This window comes from Streptomyces endocoffeicus, assembly GCF_016741935.1.
GTDB lineage: Bacteria > Actinomycetota > Actinomycetes > Streptomycetales > Streptomycetaceae > Streptomyces > Streptomyces endocoffeicus.
This window is the reverse complement of record NZ_JAERRG010000004.1, coordinates 403,101-422,240: the sequence shown is the minus strand read 5'-3', so window position 1 is coordinate 422,240 and position 19,140 is coordinate 403,101. Positions and strand designations below refer to the sequence as shown.

Genomic DNA, 19,140 nt, shown 5'->3' with positions numbered 1-19,140 from the left:
TGCCTTGCTCGCCTTCTCGTACTCCTGACGCAGCGGTTTGAGTGTGGACTCACCGTCCTTGACCTGCTTGGCCAGGTCCACCTCAAGCGCCTTCACCTGCTTGATCAGGTCGGCCCGCAGCGCAGCAGCATCGATCACGTCGTCACATCTCCCGAATTCCCCGTCGTCCCCATCGCCTCGGCAGCGCCACCGCCACTACCGGTCCCCGCCCCCGTCGTCTCCACAAGCCCCGCCGCCTCGGCCCGGTGGGCGTTCGCCACCCACGACTCCGGCAGCTCGATCCACTCTCCGAGCCCCGCTTGGTACGGCACAGCCGTCGCCCCCAGCCTCGGCGGTCGTGCCGGGTCGCTCTGCGGGCACAGCACCCACAACCCACGCCCTCCATCCCGCGCGACGTCCGCCAACCGCTCCAGCACGCCCATCGCGTCATACCGGGCGAACGCACCAGAATCGGTGAGCAACACCGGAGACGTCAAGCCCCCCGACGGGGACCCCACCCCCGCCACCAGCTCCCGCAACCGAGGCTCCACCGCACCCCAACTCGTCCGCGCGTACTCCGCGAACCGCATCGCCGCCCTCGAACCCGGCTCCGCCGCGTCCGCCTTCAGGATCGTCTCCCAGGTCGGCTTCGGCCGCGGGTCCACCTGCTCGTGCAGGGCCCGCAGAAACAGATCGGTCACCGACACCACCTCCGCGCCGAAGCGGTCCGACATCAGCTCCCGTATCGCGTTGCCCGCCGACCGCGTTGGCACCGTGAGCACGCGGAAGCCGTCGCGGCGCGCCGAGGCCAGCAGCTGCTCCTCGGCCACGGACGCGCCCGCGAGCTGCGGGTCGTCGGAGTAGCGGTGGGCGGTGAGGGTGCCGGTCGCCTGGCGGGCGGCGTCCGAGGACAGGTATGAGGAACCCCCGTCCCGCTGGCGCGGGATGTACCGCAGCGTCTTGGTGCCCTCCCGGGTCTTCAGCTCCAGGTCGAATCCGGCGTCCCGCAGCGCCTTCGTCAGCGGTCCGCCCGTCGGCAGGGCGTGCCCCCGCCGCTCGTTCAGCAGCTCCGGGAAACGGGACCGCACCCGCTCGTGGATCTCCGGGACAGTCAACCCGGGCTGCCGCCCCTCCGGCATCCCGGGGATGTGCGACACCAGTCCGGCCTGGGTGAGGCGCAGCGCCCGGACGAGCGGGAGGCTCCGGGGGTAGATCTCCAGCCGTGGCGTCGCGGCGGCCCGGCGCGAGGCGGCCGCGGCGACTTCCACCAGACGCCGCTCGTCCCACTCCAGGGCCCGGCTCGGCGCGGTGATGGCCTCCAGCTCCGCCAGGACCGTCGCCGCCGTCGGCAGCGTGTCCAGCTTCGCCAGCCGGTCGGCGACCTTGCCCAGCCGCTGGGCGTAATTGAGCAGTCCGGGCCCGGACGGGGTCTCGGGCGCGTCGTCGGAACTGACCTCCAGGGCCAGCAGGCCGGCGCCCATGCCCTCATCCGCCGCGTCGCGATTCGGGGCGTGCTGGAACTCCGCCTCGTCCGGTACGAGTTGCTCGACCTCCACCACGGCCCGTACGGCGGCCAGCGCCAGCGCCCGCCGCTGCTCGCGCTCCAGCAGCTCGGTGCCGCGCCGTACGGCCAGGGCGTCCGCGATCTCCGCCGCGGAGGCGACCCGGCCCAGGTCGCGCAGGAGCGCGAGGATCTCGGCTCGCAGTACCTGTACGGAGCGATTCCGCTTCCACCGGGTGCGCTGGGTCTTCAGCATCTGCGGGATACGGCCCGCCGACAGCCCGAGCGCGTTCGCGACATCCTTCTGCAGGGGCCACACGCCGATGTCGGGCAGCGTGCCCCGCTCGTCCGGGAGGCGCAGCAACAGCCGCACCATCTCGCACTCGTTGCGGTTCGTCCCGTCCTTCTTCAGCTCCGGTACGAAGATCGTGGCAAGGGTGTCAAGGCTGACGCTGCGCAGCGCGCGCTCGGGCAGTCCGCCCGCGGCACCCTCGGCGGCCATCGCGCTCGCCATCGCGGCCTCGGCCGCCGTCAGCTCCTCCTTCGCCGCCTTTCGCCCGGCGGGGGTGAGAGGAGCCGCGGGCTGCTCGGCGAGGCGCTGACGCCATTCCTTGATGCGGCGGAGGACTTCCTTACGCGTCTTCGCGCCCAGCCCGGGGGCGTTGACGAGCTGGTGACGGCTGTAGTCGAGCAGTTCGCCGACGGTGTTGACCCGCAGGCCGTAGACGAAGGACTCGGCGGCCGGGCTGAGGCCCGAAGCCGAGATGGGGGTCGTACGGTCGACCTGGCCCGCCAGCCGGTCGCGCTGCTGGTCGGCGCTCTCCTCCTCGGCCTGGGGGATGGGAGCGTCCTGGGCCTCGGGCGCGTCCGGTCGCTGGTCCGCGTCACTCGGCGGGGCGGGCTGCCGGGAGCGGCGCGAGGACGGCTTCGCCTCGTCCATCGCCAGGAAGATCTTCTTCCAGTCGTCCCGCATCGGCTTGAGGTCCGGGTAGCGCTGTGCCGCGTCTCGGTGCAGCGCCTTGCGGAAGAACGCGACCAGCCCGTCCCGTACCGCCGGGTCGAACGCGTCACCCGCGATCTTCGGGTACGGCTCCTTCTTCGCGTCGGTCTGGCGTGGCGAGACCTTGCCGTTGCCCCACACCGGAAGTTCCCGGGAGGCCATCTCGTGCAGGGTGACGGCCAGGGCGTAGCGCTCGGCATGCCCGTCGTACACCGAGCGCTCGGTGAGGGTGCCGATGAACGGGTCCAGATAGCCGTCCGTCCCGGCGCCGGTCTCCTGCACGGGGCAGCCGGCCAGGGAGAAGTCGATGAGGACCAGCTCGCGGGTGCGGTTCGGGCGGATACGGATCGCGATGTTGTCGGGCTTGATGTCGCGGTGCCACACGCCCTCGCCCTCGAGAAAGTCCACCGCCCCGAACAAGTAGTCGCCGTACCCCTCCAGCTGGTCCACGGACAGTCGGCCGGACTCGCGCAACTGACGGGCGACGGTCTCCTCGCGCCGCCTTCTCCTCCGCTCGCCGGGGGCGCCGGGCTCGCCGTCGTTCTCGCGCTCGTTGCCGACGTACTCCATGACGAGCACCGTCCGGCCACCGATGCGCTGCGGCTCCGGCTCGACGAGGCGGATGATCCGCGAGTCGGGGCGCAGCCGCCCCATCACCTCGGCCTCGTGGGCGAGGACCTCGCCCTTGCTGTCCGACACCGCGACCTTCAGCACGGCGAGGGACTTCGCGAAGCGCACCTCCGGCCCCGCCGTCACGTCCCGCACCAGGAACGCGCGGCTGGTCGAGCCGGTGCCGAGGCGGCGCCGCACCTCCCAGCGGCCGGCCAGCAGATCGCCCGCGACCGCCTCCAGGGGGTCCTTCTCGGGCTGCGCCGGACGTACAGGTTCTGCTGAGGCGGGCTCGGTCAGGGTCTCCTCGACGACCTCCAGCAGGTCGAGGAAGTCGTCCACCGAGTCCAGCCGGTCGTCGACGTGGTAGGCGGTGGCCATCTGCACCAGTTGGTCGATGTCCTCCGAGAGGCCGTCGACCACCGCGCTGGGCCGCAGCCCCTCGCCCGCCTCGTAGCGGGCCAGCAGCTCGGCCTGGCTGGCGGCCGGAGCCTTGCCGGTGGCCAGCAGATACGTCAGCACGCCGAGGCCGTAGACATCCAGCGTGACCGGGTCGGCCTTGAGCGCGGTCAGCTCCGGGGCGAGATACGGATCCGCGCCCTCGGCCAGGTGCGCGCCCGCGCGGGAGAACGTGGTGGGCGCGAACCGTTCGCTGCCACCCGGCGCGCCCGACTCCGGGCCGCGCTGGACCGCGACCTGCCAGTCCGAGATCTGCAGATACGGGCTGAGCCAGCCCGCCTCCTCACCGTCCGGGCCCGCCGCGCGGCCCCGGGCGCGGGGCAGCACATGGATCGCGCGGGCGGCCAGGGTGCGGTGGTAGATGCGGCGGCCGTGGGCCGAGCGCACGGTCTCGGCGAGCTGCCGGACCAGCGCCATCCGGCTGAGGATGTCCAGCTTCTCGCCGTACTGCGCCAGATACTCGTCGAGGCGCAGCGTATGCGGGTCGAAGTCGAAGATCAGCGCGGGCCCGGCCGAGTGCCCAGACGGGTCGTACTGCTTCAGCTGGACGACACCGGGGTGCTTGAAGCGCCGCAGCACCGCGGCCTCGCGCCGTGCCGCGCGCTCCACCGAGGCCCGCAGCTCGGCGTCCGAGCCGCGCTCCCGCAGATAGACGCGGATCCGGGCGGCCTCCGGCAGCTCGCTGTGCCGGGCCAGATAGTCCGCCCAGGTCGGGCCCGAGTCGAACGACTTCCGGGTCAGCAGGTACGGGCCGACCTTGTACTCGGCGTCGCTACGGGCGATCCCCACCCGCTCCAAGGCCGACTTGATCCGGCGCGACCGCGACCGGTCGATGCGACGGTGCTCGTCGCGCGGGGGCGCCTGGAGGAGCTGGGCGAGCTGGTGCACGGTGTACAGGCCGTGCTGGTCATGGGCGGGCAGCCGGTTCCTCAGAGAGGAGTCGGTGAAGCAGACGGCCTCCGACACCCAGACCCGCTCGCCCTCCTGGGCCAGAAGGCCGGCCAGCTCCTTTGCCTTCTTGTTCGCCAGGTGCAGGGGGTTGCCATGGGTGATCTGCCGCCCGCTGGGCTGGGTCTGCAGCCAGGTGCCGTTGCGGGACTCGACCGAACCGTGCCAGTCCTTCAGCTCGATCAGATACACCCCGCCGGGGGTGACCACGAGCAGGTCCACTTCCCGCACGTGGCCGCTGTGCGCGGTGAAGGTGAAATTCGACCAGGCCCGCCATGGGTCGTTGTCGGGGAGCTTCTCCCGGATGGCCTCCAGCCCCCGGCGCTCGTGCTGGAACTCGGATTCGGTGACCGTGACCCACCGGCCGTCCCGCATGCGCCATCCCCGCTTCGTGTCCACGTCGATCTGTACTGATTGCGGCTGCTCGGCAGCGATATCCCCGGCACAGATCGTATCGGCTCGGGCGCCGGGCGGAGGTGCGCCCGACGGATAGCTCCTGAAGCGGTCGGCAGATGTGCGGCGCGGGACGAATTTATTAATTCACCACATCCACTTTGAGTGCGCGGTCGAGCGTGAAGCAAACCCCAACGGACTGCTGCGAGGATCCCCAACGGACTGCTTCGGTCGTGTACAGTCGCGTGCGGCACGGTGGAGGGGTGCGTGGGTCCACTGACGCTTCGTTTTGAGCTACCCAAAAAGGATTTAGGGGGAGATGTGGACCGGATGCGCCTCATGGCCGTCGCGCTCATCGTCGCGATCGCGGTGATCTGTGCGCTGGTGGCGGGGATTTGGCAGATGGCGAGCACGGGCAGCGTCAACCAGGCCGTGGCGACGGGGGGCTGTGTGTTCGTCGCTGTCGTCGGGGTGGAGTTCTTGATCGTGAACTATCTGCAGTCCCGCTGAGTCGACGGGCATGATGGGGCAGGTCAACGGAGGACGAGAACGAGAACGGCGGTGGCAAGGGTGGCGAGGACGCTGGAAGGCCCGTCGCTCGCACAGGCGCTTGACGCCCTGAGCGGAGCCATGAGCCCGGATGACGCGCTGAGCCTCGCCATGGTGTTGATCCTGCTTCGCCACAAGGCGGAGGCTGCCCAATCCGGCCACGGAAGCGGCACATCTGCCGAGGTGCCTGGCGCCTGGGAGGTGGCTCGGGAGCTGAGGTCGTGGCACCCCCAAGATCTGGAGGTATGGATCCGGGGCGGGCTTCGGCGGTGGGAATCGGAGGCCGGAGAGGCGATGGATCTGGCCGTTCCCTCCCTGGAGGGGGTGCGCGGTTTCCAGCTGGGGCCGTTGTTCGACCTGGTGGCTGCCGCCTCCGATCCCGCGGCTCTCTTCGATATGTGCCTTCAGGCCCAGTCGCAGATGACTGGGAAGGGCGGCCGGTACTACACGCCGCGGCAGATCGTCCACCTCATGACCATGGTGGTGAATCCCAGGGCAGGGGAGACCGTCTACGATCCAGCCTGCGGCTCCGGAGGCTTGCTCCTTCAGGCCCGCGCCCACGTGGAGTCGGCCGGGGGGCAGGGCGACAGCCTCGGCCTATACGGGCAGGAACAGAACAAGTCGGCCCAGGCCATCGCGGCGATGAACCTCGAGGTGCACGGAGCGAGGGCCCGCATCGCCAAGGTGTCGTCCAGCCTCCTCGACGACGGGTTCACGCGGACGCACTTCGATGTCGTCATGGTGAACCCGCCCTTCAACCAGTCCCATTGGGACGACGGGCGGTGGGGACGTTACGGACATCCGTGGTTCTACGGGCCACCGCCGGCCGGGAACGCCAACTTCGCCTGGGTCCAACACGCTGTCAGCAAGATGTCTGACTCAGGGCGAGCCGCAGTTCTTCTGCCCATAGGCGCCGCCTCGGGGACCAGGACGGCGGAGCGCGCTATTCGCGCGGGACTCATCCACGACGATCTCCTGAGCTGTGTCGTCGAGCTGCCCGCGGGGCTGATCCCTCATGTGCGCAATGCCGTGACCCTGTGGGTCTTCGGCAGGAGCAAGAAGCCCGACCGGAGGGAGCAGCTCCTGTTCATCGACGCGCGAGACGCGGCGCTGACCGCTGGGCGGGGCCGCCGCAATCTGCCGGACGAGGCGATCACGCACATCGCGGACACCTTCGCCGCCTGGTGGGGAGCGCAAGGGGCGGAACCGTACGAGGACGTGCCCGGCTGGTGTCGGTCAGTGCCGACCGCCGAGATCGCGGCCAGTGAATACGACGTCTTGCCCAGCCACCACGTCGGCGTGCCAACACCCGCGTCCCCGGCTCAGGAAGGGCGTGAGCGCGTGGCTGACCTGACCAAGGAGCTGTACGAGCACTTCGAGACCTCTCATCGTCTCGAACGTGAGCTTCGCGATCTTCTGGGGCCCGTGTGACATCGTCACTCCTTGAGGACCGGTTGCGTGCGCTTCCCGAAGGCTGGGCACTCGGAAAGCTGAGTGAGCTGGTTACGGTGCTCAGCTACGGGATCACTCGTCCGGGCGCTCACGTGGAAGACGGCGTCCGAATGGTCCGGGCCTCGGACATCCAGCACGGACACCTCAGCAGCAACAACCCAAGGCGCATCGCAGCACGGATCCACGAGGCGAACCCGCGCAGCGAACTTCGGACCGGGGACGTGGTCGTGGTCCTGGTGGGGAGGGTCGGGGAAGCAGCGGTGGTCACCGACGACCAGCACGGCTGGAACGCGTCCCGGACAGTCGCTGTGCTGCGCCCTGGCGCCCATCTGGGAGCTGACTGGCTGAGGCTATGGCTCGGGTCGGCGTACGTCCGAGATTGGTGCGAACGCCGGGCAACTGGATCCACCTTGCAGCGCACGTTGAGTCTGGCCGCTCTGCGAGACCTCCCCGTGCCCCTGCCTCCAGCCGGGCCTCGAGCGGCGTTCGTACGCGCGATGCACACAATAGAAGCGAAGGTGGCGGTCAACGCACGCATAGCCGAATGCGCGGTGGCCTTGAGCGACGCACAATTCGTTGTTGATGCGGAGGCAGGCGAAGACTGGCCTGAGCGAGCCCTCGGCACTTTGGCGCAGATGCAGTCCGGGGCCGCCTCGCGCCCGCGTCCACAATCGGGCAATAGACCGCATGAGACGGGGATGGCATTCGCGGCTCCCGCGGACATTTTCCGAAGCGTCGTGCCTTACCTGTATCGGACAGAGGCGAGTCTCGCCTCTACCGAGGGAGCCGCAGACTGCCCTCCATCCTCGCTCTTGGTGGCTGCCAGGGAGGACGGTGTGCAAGTCGCCGTGAACGCTATGCCGGTCGTCCCCGGCCGTGGTGTCCTCACCCTGCGCCCTGAGAACGCAGCTGACGGGTACTGGTTGCTTCACGAGATCCGTTCCCGAAGCGCCGCACTGACAGCGGCTTCTCAGGGTGTGGGTGGGCGTGAACTCAGTCGACGTGCGTTCGCGGAAGTCTTGATCCGGTGGCCTCCGCTGGGGGTTCGTGAGCGGTTCGCTCAGTTCGCGAAGGCGCTCTATCGGCGGGCACGAGCCGCAGATGTGGAGAACGAGGTTCTCCACAGCCTGCGCGGCAAGCTGCTGGACCGTTTCTTGGACGGTGTGACACCTACCGGCTTGCGTAATGAATCCCTTCGAGCTCACAGCCCTGGAACGACAGCCGCTGCCCCGCCAACGACTCGGAGCCATCAGGATGATCGTGTCCACACTTGAACAGGACGCCCAAGGGAGCGATTAGCGGGGCTCCGATCGTCTCGAATAGCGGTCCAGATTTGGTCCGGCGCCCGGGTTCCGGGGCTGCCTCAGTGGTAGCGGACTGGCCAGAGGGGCCAATGGGCAAGAACAGACAGGTGTGGCCCCGGAGACGCTTCAACGGGCGAAAATTCGAGGGGCGACCTCGTCGGCACGCCGACAGGCGCTGGTAGTCCCGCTGCGCGCCCTTGCGGAGCTTCTGAAGGTAAGTCATCGTCGGGATGCGGGAAGTTGCCTCTGACAGTGCCACGAGTGCGAGCGGAGGAACGGAAATGGCGCAACCGGTCGGCACTTCGTGGTCGCAGGGCGTCTTCGGTGAGTTGGCAGCTCCACTGTCGAAGGTGATACCGAAGTGCATTGTCCGAGCTCATGAACGAGCACGGGATGGTCATCAAGGGGTACACACTCAGACGCTAGAAGCCTACGGACACGGCCTTCACGCTTCTCAGTACGAGGAGTTGGCGGCGGGCTTGGCCGAACTTCCGGGCGCCACTCCGATGCGCCTTCAGGCACGTACGGTCATGGTCGTCACCGGGCAGGTGCTCTACCCGATCCGCTATGCGAAGCGAGACGTCCCGGTCACAGCCGCTCGGCTTCGCCGTGCGGTGGGCTTCCGAGCCGACCTGATCCGCCGCCATGGTCCCGAACCCATGCAAGCGGAGCTGGACCTAGGGCTCGAAGAGCTACAAGAGCATGATTATCACAATGATCTGAATCAGCTCGACCCCAACTTCAGCTTGGTGCTGTTGGCCTATGCGTGTTCCATGGACAGGGGTGTCCTGCGCCTTGAATGGGGAGATGCGGAGTTACGCAGGGGTGACCGCCATCTGCTCTGGCATCATCACGAGGCTCTCGAACTCCCCGACGCCCCTGGATCGGCGTGACGACGTCCATTGCGGAGGTCTGTTCATCATTCTTTCGTGAGCTGTCTGCTGACCGTATTTCCCGGGGTCTCCGCCCGGCCGGTGATCGAGGTAATCCGAGGCCCCGCCGGACAGGGCGCGTCCGGCGGGGTCGTTGTGCGGACGCCTGAGCCGTGGGGTGCCGCTCAGCTGAAGTTCACATCACTGCACAGGAAGTACGTCTGGTCCATGTGCGACGCCTGCCAGATCGTGTAGACGACATGGCGGCCGGTGTAGCCGGAGGTGCTGACGTCGATCGAGTAGTTCTGGCTGGGGGCGTACTTGCCGGTCGTGGTGACCAGCTGCAGGTCACTCCACTTGAGCGGCTGGGTGGTGGGGTCGTAGCCCTGGCGGCTCACATAGACCTTGAAGTAGTCCGCACCATGGCTGGCCTGGTCGTACAGCTTGACGGTGAACTTGCCGCCGATCTTCGTCGTCTGCCAGGCGCCCGGCTTGTCCAGCGAGTTGTAGCGGCCACCCTCGGTGTGGCCACCGCTGCACAACTGCCCGTCCGGGATCACCGCGGGGAAGTTGCCGGCGGAGCCGTTGCGGTACAGCCCGTTCCAGTTCCACATGGCGTTCGGGTTGTCCTGCCACGCCTGCCAGCACATGGGGTCCAACTGCGCCATCTCGGGGTTCTGGAAGTCGTCGCCCCAGCGCAGCCAGCAGCCGTAGTTGCGGGACGCGGGGTCGACGACGGATCCATGGGCGCTCGCGGTGGTGGACCACGGGATCAGGCACAGCAGCGCCGCGGCCAGCAGGCCGAGGGCGCGAGATGCCCAACGTAAGGAATTGCCGCGTTCATGACAAATCATTTGCGATCTTCCTCCATCGTCCTAGGGGGAGTGGGAGAGTGAGTGGGAGCGCTCCCAAACCGGCTGCTTCCCCAACGATGAGCCCTCGAAACGTAGCGCCGGGGGCGGGCGTTGAAAGGTCCTGACGGTTGCGGTTCATGCCAGCTGCCCTCGAACTTCCGGGCGTCCAGGAACGGTTGGCCAACAGTCACTCACCCCTCCATTCACACGACGGCCTGTCTGTTGCGCTCCCCCCCCGGGGTAGTCGGCAGGGCACGGGCGAGATTCTGGTCGGCACGTGTTCATGGACAGACCGCGCGCTGGTGTCCAGCGGCTGGTACCCACCGAGGCTGCGCGACGCGGAGGGAAAACTGCGGCACTACGCCGGCGCCGCCCGTTGCCGGGCGCAGCCCGATTTGCGGATCATGTCGTGTGTGACGGACTGGAATGATCTCATAAGTCAAGCGCTCAGCGCCTTACTGGGGACCGTCGTTGGCGGCGTCATCACGGTATTCGTTGCGCGCTGGCAGACCGACAAGACGATCAGCGCACAGACTCAACTGGCAGCTGAGCAATACGCCGCCAGCGCTCAACTGGCGCGGGCTGAGAGGGAACGGGAGAACTCGGCGGTCGCCGCCAAGCAGCTTCTTGAACGCTTGGCCGATCTCTATGCCTGGTTGCCCTCACTGCCAGACGTAGCTCTTGAAAATCCCAGGCTGAGTGAACATGCGCGGGTGTGTTGCGCCGACGCGATGGAATCTGTCCGACGTGGGATGTTCACCGAACTCTTCTCGATCACGGACACCGAGATGCGTGAGCGGTATCGAGTGTTAGTGCGTCTCGTCTACGACGCAGGGCGGCGCGGGGCAGGAGGCCAGCGTCCTGAACGGCTGATCCGAGATGTGCGCAACTACCTGCGCTACGTGCAGGTGTCTCTCGGTTTCGTCATAGATGGCGAGCCTCTGCCCGTCCACGAAGAGCCTCCGATCCTCGACCGAGACTCACCTGCTGTCTGGTTGCCGTCCAGTTCTTCGGTGACCTGGAGCGATCCAGCCGACGGCAGCTGAAGAAGGAGACAGTGCAGACACGGCGCTCAAAGCGCATGTGACCCGTGTATTTGTCCTTTAAGATCATTACGTGGTCATTGCGTGATCGTCGGCATCGGGCTGCGTTCGTCGGCATCCGGCCGCACATATGCGAAGACCCCGCGCTCAGCGTCTGGGCTGATGGCGGGGTCTGCTGGCACCTGCTGCGAGGTGCCCCCGGCAGGATTCGAACCTGCGCACACGGCTCCGGAGGCCGTTGCTCTATCCCCTGAGCTACGGGGGCTTGCGCCTGTCGCTGCTGTCGCGGCGACAGGTAGAACACTATCAGCTCGCAGAGGGTGGTCATGAACGTTTATCGGGGGGCGGATGTGGGAGTGGAGGGGCGTATACCGCATGTGGAGGGTGGGGCGCAGGGGTCTTGGGGAAAGGTCCCTCGCACGGGGCGGAAGTGGGGAAAACCCGGACGCAGCCGTGGCTGCGCGCCTACTCTTCAGGATGTGCCTGGCTTGTCCGGCCGGGTCCTTGTCGTCGACGACAACAAGGTCATCCGGCAGCTGATCAGGGTCAACCTCGAGCTGGAGGGCTTCGAGGTCGTGACCGCGGCCGATGGTGCCGAGTGCCTGGAGATCGTTCACCAGGTGCGGCCCGATGTGATCACTCTCGATGTCGTGATGCCCAGACTTGATGGGCTGCATACGGCGTCGAGGCTGCGTGCTGATGCTCGAACGTGTCATGTGCCCGTCGCGATCATCAGTGCGTGTACGCAGTACGAGATGGACAGCGGGAAGGCGCTGGGCGTCGATGCCTTCCTCGCGAAACCCTTCGAGCCCGTCGATCTTGTCGAGCTCGTGCGGCGGCTGATGCGGCAGGGGGCGGCCGGTGCGGCCGCGCCTGGTGATGCCGAGCCGGTTGTGGGGCCCACCGGGTAGTGGTGGGCCCCAGGCCCGGGCCTCTGCCTTTTCCTTCCGGTTCGGCCCGGGGGGCTTGGGCTTCGGTTCTGTTCGGGGCTTGGGTTTTTTGTGGGTTCGGTCGGGCCCCGGGTCTCTTTGGGCCCGGGGCCCGACCTCCTCGTTGTGCGCTCGTCCGAAGGGCGAAACCGGTTCGCTTTCGTACCCCCCTCCTCCCATACGCTGGTCCCGTGACTCCCGCCCAGCTCTCCCGCACTGTGCTGCACACCGTGCGTCGTGCCGTTGAGGACGACGAGCTGTGCGTTGCCGTGCCGGAGCGGGTGAAGGTGCGGACGCCGCCTCGGCCTGGGTGTGGGGATTACGCCACCAATGTCGCCCTGCTGCTGGCCGGGGGTGAGGGGGATGCGCTCGTTATCGCCGAGGTTTTGCGGCGGCGGCTTGTCCTCGCTCCCGGGATCGCCCGCGTTGATGTCGCCGCTCCTGGGTTTCTCAACATCACTCTTGATGCCACCTCCCATGCTCAGCTTGTGCGGGACGTCCTCTCCCAGGGGTCTCGCTACGGGCACAGCGATTTGCTCGCTGGGGTTTCGGTTCGGCTTGGGTCAGCTAGCGAGGTGCGGGCCGCCCTTGTCGCTCATGTGGTGCGGGGGCTTGTCCACGCTGCCGGGGGAGTCGTTGTTCCTGGTCATGGGCCTCTCGTGCGGGCCGTTCCGGTCTCCGGGGCTGATCTGCTCCGTTCCCTTGGGGGCGACGCCGCGCGCTGGGCGTTGCTTCGGCCCGCCGGGCATGATCTGCCCGATGTCGACCCTGCCCGGCTTCTCTCGCAGCGCGAGGACAACCCCCTCTTCCGGGTTCAGTACGCCCACGCCCGCACCCGCGCCCTCGTGCGGAATGCGGGTCAGCTCCGCGTCACGCCCGAGCCGGCGTCCGGGGCGTACGACCACCCCGCCGAGATCGGGCTCCTCGGCCTCCTCGCCGATCATCCCCGCATCATCGAGGCCGCCGCCCGGCACCGTGCGCCCGATCGGCTCGCGCGGCATCTTGTCGGTGTCGCCGATGCCTTCTTCCGGTTCCATGACCGGTTCCATGACCGGTTCCATGACGGCTGTCCGGTCCTGCCCTCCGGAGACCCCTCCCACCAGCTCAAACCCTCGGCCGTCCACCGTTCCCGGCTGGCCCTTGCCGATGCCACCGGGGCGGTGCTCGCCGGCGGCCTGCATCTGCTCGGCATCAGCGCACCCGAACATCTGTAAGACCTTGAGAGAGACAGCAGAGACAGCATGAGCCGTTCCGCCCATCCCGCCGGGCCCCGCCACGCCGATGTCCTTCCCGAGGGGCACTACGCCGCGCCGCCCGCCGATCTCAATCAACTCGATCCGCGCGTGTGGTCCCGTACGGTCGGCCGGAACGCCGATGGCGTCGTGGCCGTCGGCGGGATCGACGTCAAGACGCTCGCGGAGGAGTTCGGGACGCCCGCGTACTTCCTCGACGAGGCCGACTTCCGGGCCCGCTGCCGGGCCTGGCGGGAGGCGTTCCAGGAGCAAGGGGACGACGCCGATGTGTTCTACGCCGGGAAGGCGTTCCTCTCCCGCGCCGTCGTGCGCTGGCTGAACGAAGAGGGGCTCAACCTCGACGTGTGCTCCGCCGGGGAGCTGGCCACCGCGCTCGCCGCCGGGATGCCCGCCGAGCGGATCGCGCTGCACGGGAACAACAAGTCCACCGCCGAGATCGAGCGGGCGGTCGAGGAGGGCGTCGGGCGGATCGTGCTCGACTCGTTCCAGGAGATCGTGCGGGTCGCGCACATCGCCCAGCGGCTCGGCAGGCGCCAGCGGGTGCAGATCCGGATCACCGTGGGTGTGGAGGCGCATACCCACGAGTTCATCGCGACCGCCCACGAGGACCAGAAGTTCGGCATTCCGCTCGCGGGCGGGCTGGCCGCCGAGGCCGTACGGCGGGCGCTCAAGCTCGACGGGCTCGAGCTCATCGGCATCCACTCGCACATCGGGTCGCAGATCTTCGACACGTCCGGGTTCGAGGTCGCGGCGCACCGCGTCGTCGGGCTGCTCAAGGAGATCCGGGACGAGCACGGCGTCGAGCTGCCCGAGATCGACCTCGGCGGTGGCCTCGGCATCGCGTACACCTCGGAGGACGACCCGCGCGAGCCGCACGAGATCGCCAAGGCGCTGCGCGACATCGTGCACCGGGAGTGCGACACGGCCGGGCTCGCGGTGCCGCGGCTGTCGGTCGAGCCGGGGCGGGCGATCGTCGGGCCGACCGCGTTCACGCTCTACGAGGTGGGCACGGTCAAGGAGCTGCCGGGGCTGCGGACGTACGTCAGCGTCGATGGCGGGATGTCCGACAATATCCGTACCGCGCTCTACGACGCCGAGTACTCGGTGGCGCTGGTCTCCCGCGCTTCCACCGCCGAGCCGATGCTCTCCCGCGTCGTCGGCAAGCACTGCGAATCCGGCGACATCGTCGTACGGGACGCCTTCCTGCCCGCCGATCTGGCGCCCGGCGATCTGATCGCCGTCCCCGCCACCGGCGCGTACTGCCGCTCGATGGCGAGCAACTACAACCACGCGCTCCGGCCGCCCGTCGTCGCCGTACGGGACGGGCAGGCGCGCGAGATCGTCCGGCGTGAGACGGAGGAGGATCTGCTGCGGCTCGATGTCGGCTAGCGAGGTTCCGCTGGTGGGGGCCTGTTGGTGGGGATCCGCTGGTCGGGACCTGCTGGTATGGGACTGCTGGTAGGGGCCTGCCGGTGGGGCCCGCCAGCGGCAATCCGCCGGCGGAATCGGCTAGCGAGAAATAGATCTCGGATACTGGACCCGGGACAGGAAATCCCGTCCAGTGCATGAGACTGGTGCACTAACGCGCTGATGCATTAACGCGATGGATGAGAGACGAGGTCGGATGATGCGTACGCGTCCGCTGAAAGTGGCGCTGCTGGGCTGTGGAGTGGTCGGCTCAGAGGTGGCGCGCATCATGACGACGCAGGCGGACGACCTCGCGGCGCGCATCGGGGCCCCGGTCGAGCTGGCCGGGATCGCCGTGCGCCGCCCCGGCCGGGTCCGGGAGGGGGTGCCGGCGGAGCTGGTGACCACCGATGCCACGGCCCTGGTCAAACGCGGGGACATCGATGTGGTGGTCGAGGTCATCGGCGGGATCGAGCCCGCCCGCACCCTCATCACCACCGCCTTCGACCACGGCGCGAGCGTGGTGTCCGCGAACAAGGCGCTGGTCGCCCAGGACGGCGCGGCGCTGCACGCCGCGGCCGAGCAGCGCGGTGCGGACCTCTACTACGAGGCCGCGGTCGCGGGGGCGATCCCGCTGGTGCGGCCGCTGCGCGAGTCGCTCGCGGGCGACAAGGTCAACCGTGTCCTCGGCATCGTCAACGGCACCACCAACTTCATCCTCGACCGGATGGACTCCAGCGGCGCCGGTTACAGCGAGGCGCTGGACGAGGCCACGGCCCTGGGGTACGCCGAGGCCGACCCGACCGCCGACGTCGAGGGCTTCGACGCCGCCGCGAAGGCCGCGATCCTCGCCGGGATCGCCTTCCACACCCGGGTCACCCTCGACGATGTGCACCGCGAGGGCATCACCGAGGTGACCGCCGCGGACATCGCCTCCGCCAAGCGCATGGGCTGTACGGTCAAGCTGCTCGCGATCTGTGAGCGGGCCGCCGACGGCCAGTCGGTCACCGCGCGGGTGCACCCGGCGATGATTCCGCTGAGCCACCCCCTCGCCTCGGTCCGCGAGGCGTACAACGCGGTCTTCGTGGAGGCCGACGCCGCGGGGCAGCTGATGTTCTACGGGCCGGGCGCGGGCGGTTCGCCGACCGCCTCGGCCGTCCTCGGCGACCTCGTCGCCGCCTCCCGCAACAAGCTGGCGGGCGCCACCGGACCCGGGGAGTCCGCCTACAGCCGGCTCCCGGTGAGCCCGATGGGCGATGTGGTCACTCGCTACCACATCAGCCTGGACGTCGCCGACAAACCGGGAGTTCTGGCGCAGGTCGCCACAGTCTTCGCCGAGCACGGCGTGTCCATCGATACGGTCCGCCAGCAGGGGAAGGACGGCGAGGCGTCCCTCGTCGTCGTGACCCACCGCGCGAGCGACGCCGCGCTGTCGTCGACCGTGGAGGCGCTTCGCCGGCTCGACACCGTCCGCGATGTCGCGAGCATCATGCGGGTCGAGGGCGAGTAGAAGGCGAGTAGAGGGCGACTGGAGGATGAGTCGTGGGCGAGCAGTGGGCGAGCAGACGCCGGGTAGCGGCCGCGCTGAGGCCGTACAGAGGGTGAGCGGAGAGTAAGGAAAATCATGAACGCAATCGCCGACGCCGGGCCTCGAATGTCCGGCACCCGCCAGTGGCACGGCTGGCGGGGCATCATCGAGGAGTACCGCGACCGCCTCCCGGTCGGCGGGACCACCCCCGTCGTCACCCTGCGCGAGGGCGGTACGCCGCTGGTCCCCGCGCAGGTGCTCTCCGAGCGCACCGGCTGTGAGGTGCACCTCAAGGTCGAGGGTGCCAACCCCACCGGGTCGTTCAAGGACCGTGGGATGACGATGGCCATCAGCGCGGCCAAGGAGGCCGGCGCCAAGGCCGTCATCTGCGCCTCCACCGGCAACACCTCGGCCTCGGCGGCGGCGTACGCCGTACGGGCCGGGATGGTCTGCGCGGTGCTGGTCCCGCAGGGGAAGATCGCGCTGGGCAAGATGGGCCAGGCCCTCGTCCACGGCGCGAAGATCCTCCAGGTCGACGGCAACTTCGACGACTGTCTGACGCTGGCGCGCGGGCTGTCGGAGAAGTACCCGGTGGCGCTGGTCAATTCGGTCAACCCGGCCCGGATCGAGGGCCAGAAGACCGCCGCCTTCGAGATCGTGGACATGCTCGGGGACGCGCCCGACATCCATGTGCTGCCGGTCGGCAACGCGGGCAACATCACGGCCTACTGGAAGGGCTACACGGAGTACGCGGCGCCGTTCGCCGACAGCGAGCCGCGCGCCTCCCGTACGCCCCGGATGTGGGGCTTCCAGGCGTCCGGCGCGGCGCCGATCGTGCGTGGTGAGCCGGTCAAGGAGCCGAGCACCATCGCCACCGCCATCCGCATCGGCAACCCGGCCTCGTGGACCTTCGCAGAGCAGGCGCGCGACGAGTCCGGCGGCCTCATCGACGAGGTGACCGATCGTCAGATCCTCGCCGCCTACCGGCTGCTCGCCGCCCAGGAGGGCGTTTTCGTCGAGCCCGCCTCCGCGGCGAGCGTGGCGGGTCTGCTGAAGGCGGCCGAGCAGGGGCTGGTCGACCCGGGCCAGCGCATCGTCTGCACGGTGACCGGGAACGGGCTCAAGGACCCGGACTGGGCGGTGGCGGGCGCGCCGCAGCCCGTCGTGGTCCCGGTGGACGCGGACGCCGCGGCCGTACGGCTCGGGCTGGCCTGACACCGCGTGCCGCGACGCGACCCGGAGCAGGCTGCTCCGGTAAGGCGCGACGCGACCCGGAGCGGACTGGCCCGGTAAGGCGCGACGCGACCCGGAGCGGGCCGGTCCGGTAAGGCGCGATGCGACCCGGAGCGGGCCGGTCCGGTAAGGCGCGGTACGCCTTGGGCCGGGCCGGTCCGGGCCCCCGGTCCGGGCCCCCGGTCCGATACGCCGCGACCCGGCTCTGACCAGGGCCGGTGCCTGATGTGGTGGGGGTTTCGGCGGCCGCGTGGACCGGCCCGCCGAGCCTCCGCGCACCCCCCATCGGCCCCTCGTCCCACCCGTTCCGTAGGCTTCTCTAAAGATCCACTCAAGCGGTGGCAGAGCAGCGCGAGGGCGCGCGGAACGCTCCAGTAGAGTGGTCGCGGATGATGGCAGGGAGCGCGACACGCATCGTGCGCCTCCCGTGCGCCCTATGTCGCCACAGAACCTTCCTTCGATAGGCTGTACTGAATCCGCCCCGACGCAGAGCGCTCGCCTCTGCGCGGCGTCGCCGTACTTGTCACGGCCCTCGCGGTGTTCCGTACCTCTTCGAGCAATCGCACGTAACCACAAGGAGAGTCATCGAGCGATGGCCGGTCCAGCGTTCCGCGCCGCCGCCGTCCGAGTGCGCGTCCCCGCCTCGAGCGCCAATCTCGGTCCTGGCTTCGACGCCCTCGGCCTGGCCCTGGGCCTCTACGACGATGTGGTGGTCCGGGTGGCCGACTCCGGTCTCCACGTCGACATCGCCGGTGAAGGCGCGGAGTCGCTCCCGCGCGATGAGAACCATCTGCTCGTACGCTCCCTGCGCACCGCCTTCGACCTGCTGGGCGGGCAGCCCCGCGGCCTCGAGCTGGTCTGCGCCAACCGCATTCCGCACGGCCGGGGCCTGGGCTCCTCCTCCGCCGCCATCTGCGCCGGGATCGTCGCCGCGCGCGCGGTGACCATAGGCGGCGCCGAGCGGCTCGACGACGCGGCGATGCTGGAGCTGGCCACCGAGATCGAGGGCCACCCCGACAATGTCGCCGCCTGTCTGCTCGGCGGCTTCACCCTGGCTTGGACGGACGCGGGGTCCGCCCGTGCGATCAGGATGGACCCTGCGGATTCCGTCGTTCCGGTGGTCTTCGTCCCTGGTCGGCCGGTGCTCACCGAGACCGCCCGCGGCCTGCTGCCGCGCACCGTCCCGCATGTGGACGCCGCGGTCAACGCGGGCCGGGCCGCACTGCTCGTCGAGGCCCTGACCAGGCGTCCCGAGCTGCTGCTGGCCGCGACCGAGGACCGACTGCACCAGGAATACCGTGCTCCGGCGATGCCCGAGAGCGTGCGCCTGGTGAACCGACTGCGGGCGGACGGCGTCCCCGCGGTCATCTCCGGCGCGGGCCCCACGGTGCTCGCGCTGGTCGAGGACGGTGCGGCCGACAAGGTCGCACGACTGGCGGGCGAGGGGTGGGCGGCCAACCGGCTGGCTCTCGACGCCGGGGGGGCGAGCGTCCTGCCGCTCACCTGACACCGCGCTCCGGGGTGTCCCGGAGCCGGGAAAACTCGATAGCCGGTCTTGGAGAGGGGGAATGTTTGTTGGATCCGGTAGTGTTAACCTCAAGTCTGCACTCGATGCCTCTTGGATGTACTCGGAGGCGAGGTGCGCAGTGTCCCCATCAGGGACCACCCTTCTTCCGGGAGCCTCCCCCACTGCCTGAGCAGCCTGCCTGAGCAGTACCGAGCACGCTCCGGAATCGGCGTGGCGGATTCTCGTGAATCCTCCGCCGCGTCGGAACCATGAACTGATTCCTCCGCCGTACCCGGCGGACCACCGCCCCGGCCCGGTCC

The 19,140-nt window shown here is 69.0% G+C and carries 11 protein-coding genes, 1 tRNA gene and 1 pseudogene; 10 read left to right on the top strand and 3 right to left on the bottom strand.

The window, feature by feature from the left end; translation table 11 throughout:
* Positions 1-134: 134 nt before the first annotated feature.
* Positions 135-4,871 carry a BREX system serine/threonine kinase PglW gene (gene pglW / locus JK364_RS14395; RefSeq protein WP_201851317.1) on the bottom strand — a complete coding sequence of 1,579 codons (4,737 nt, stop codon included), beginning with the start codon at positions 4,869-4,871 and terminating at the stop codon, positions 135-137.
* A gap of 285 nt (positions 4,872-5,156) precedes the next feature.
* On the opposite strand from pglW, the gene JK364_RS14390 reads away from it, so the two are divergent.
* The 3 genes from JK364_RS14390 to JK364_RS14380 all read left to right on the top strand — a co-directional run bounded on the left by JK364_RS14390 (position 5,157) and on the right by JK364_RS14380 (position 9,087).
* Positions 5,157-5,399: a hypothetical protein gene (locus tag JK364_RS14390; RefSeq protein WP_201851315.1), complete on the top strand. Its 243-nt coding sequence runs from the start codon at positions 5,157-5,159 to the stop codon at positions 5,397-5,399.
* Positions 5,400-5,459: 60 nt separating this feature from the next.
* Positions 5,460-6,869 (top strand): N-6 DNA methylase, encoded by a 1,410-nt coding sequence (locus JK364_RS14385; protein ID WP_201851313.1) that lies wholly within the window; start codon positions 5,460-5,462, stop codon positions 6,867-6,869.
* A gap of 1,804 nt (positions 6,870-8,673) precedes the next feature.
* Complete coding sequence (locus JK364_RS14380; protein ID WP_307841273.1) at positions 8,674-9,087, top strand: hypothetical protein; 414 nt, start codon at positions 8,674-8,676, stop codon at positions 9,085-9,087.
* Between the two features lie 164 nt (positions 9,088-9,251).
* Here JK364_RS14380 and JK364_RS14375 read toward each other — a convergent pair whose 3' ends face one another.
* Positions 9,252-9,920, bottom strand: coding sequence for a lytic polysaccharide monooxygenase auxiliary activity family 9 protein (locus tag JK364_RS14375; RefSeq protein WP_201851309.1), 669 nt, complete (start codon positions 9,918-9,920; stop codon positions 9,252-9,254).
* Between the two features lie 413 nt (positions 9,921-10,333).
* On the opposite strand from JK364_RS14375, the gene JK364_RS14370 reads away from it, so the two are divergent.
* Complete coding sequence (locus JK364_RS14370) at positions 10,334-10,966, top strand: hypothetical protein (protein WP_201851307.1); 633 nt, start codon at positions 10,334-10,336, stop codon at positions 10,964-10,966.
* A gap of 190 nt (positions 10,967-11,156) precedes the next feature.
* Here JK364_RS14370 and JK364_RS14365 read toward each other — a convergent pair.
* Positions 11,157-11,228, bottom strand: a tRNA-Arg gene (locus JK364_RS14365).
* 165 nt (positions 11,229-11,393) lie between these two features.
* On the opposite strand from JK364_RS14365, the pseudogene JK364_RS14360 reads away from it, so the two are divergent.
* From JK364_RS14360 to thrB, 6 genes and pseudogenes are all read left to right on the top strand, one after another.
* Positions 11,394-11,874 (top strand): annotated as a pseudogene (locus JK364_RS14360) (response regulator).
* Positions 11,874-13,106, top strand: coding sequence for an ArgS-related anticodon-binding protein NrtL (gene nrtL, locus JK364_RS14355; RefSeq protein WP_307841272.1), 1,233 nt, complete (start codon positions 11,874-11,876; stop codon positions 13,104-13,106). Before JK364_RS14360 ends, nrtL begins: the two are co-directional and overlap by 1 nt.
* A 27-nt stretch (positions 13,107-13,133) precedes the next feature.
* Positions 13,134-14,534, top strand: coding sequence for a diaminopimelate decarboxylase (lysA, locus tag JK364_RS14350; protein WP_201851303.1), 1,401 nt, complete (start codon positions 13,134-13,136; stop codon positions 14,532-14,534).
* 235 nt (positions 14,535-14,769) lie between these two features.
* Positions 14,770-16,062, top strand: coding sequence for a homoserine dehydrogenase (locus JK364_RS14345; protein ID WP_201851301.1), 1,293 nt, complete (start codon positions 14,770-14,772; stop codon positions 16,060-16,062).
* A gap of 114 nt (positions 16,063-16,176) precedes the next feature.
* Entirely contained in the window at positions 16,177-17,295 is a 1,119-nt protein-coding gene (gene thrC, locus JK364_RS14340; RefSeq protein ID WP_230991895.1) for a threonine synthase, read from the top strand.
* A 610-nt stretch (positions 17,296-17,905) separates the two neighbouring features.
* Positions 17,906-18,820 carry a homoserine kinase gene (gene thrB, locus JK364_RS14335; protein WP_201851299.1) on the top strand — a complete coding sequence of 305 codons (915 nt, stop codon included), beginning with the start codon at positions 17,906-17,908 and terminating at the stop codon, positions 18,818-18,820.
* Positions 18,821-19,140: the final 320 nt, after the last annotated feature.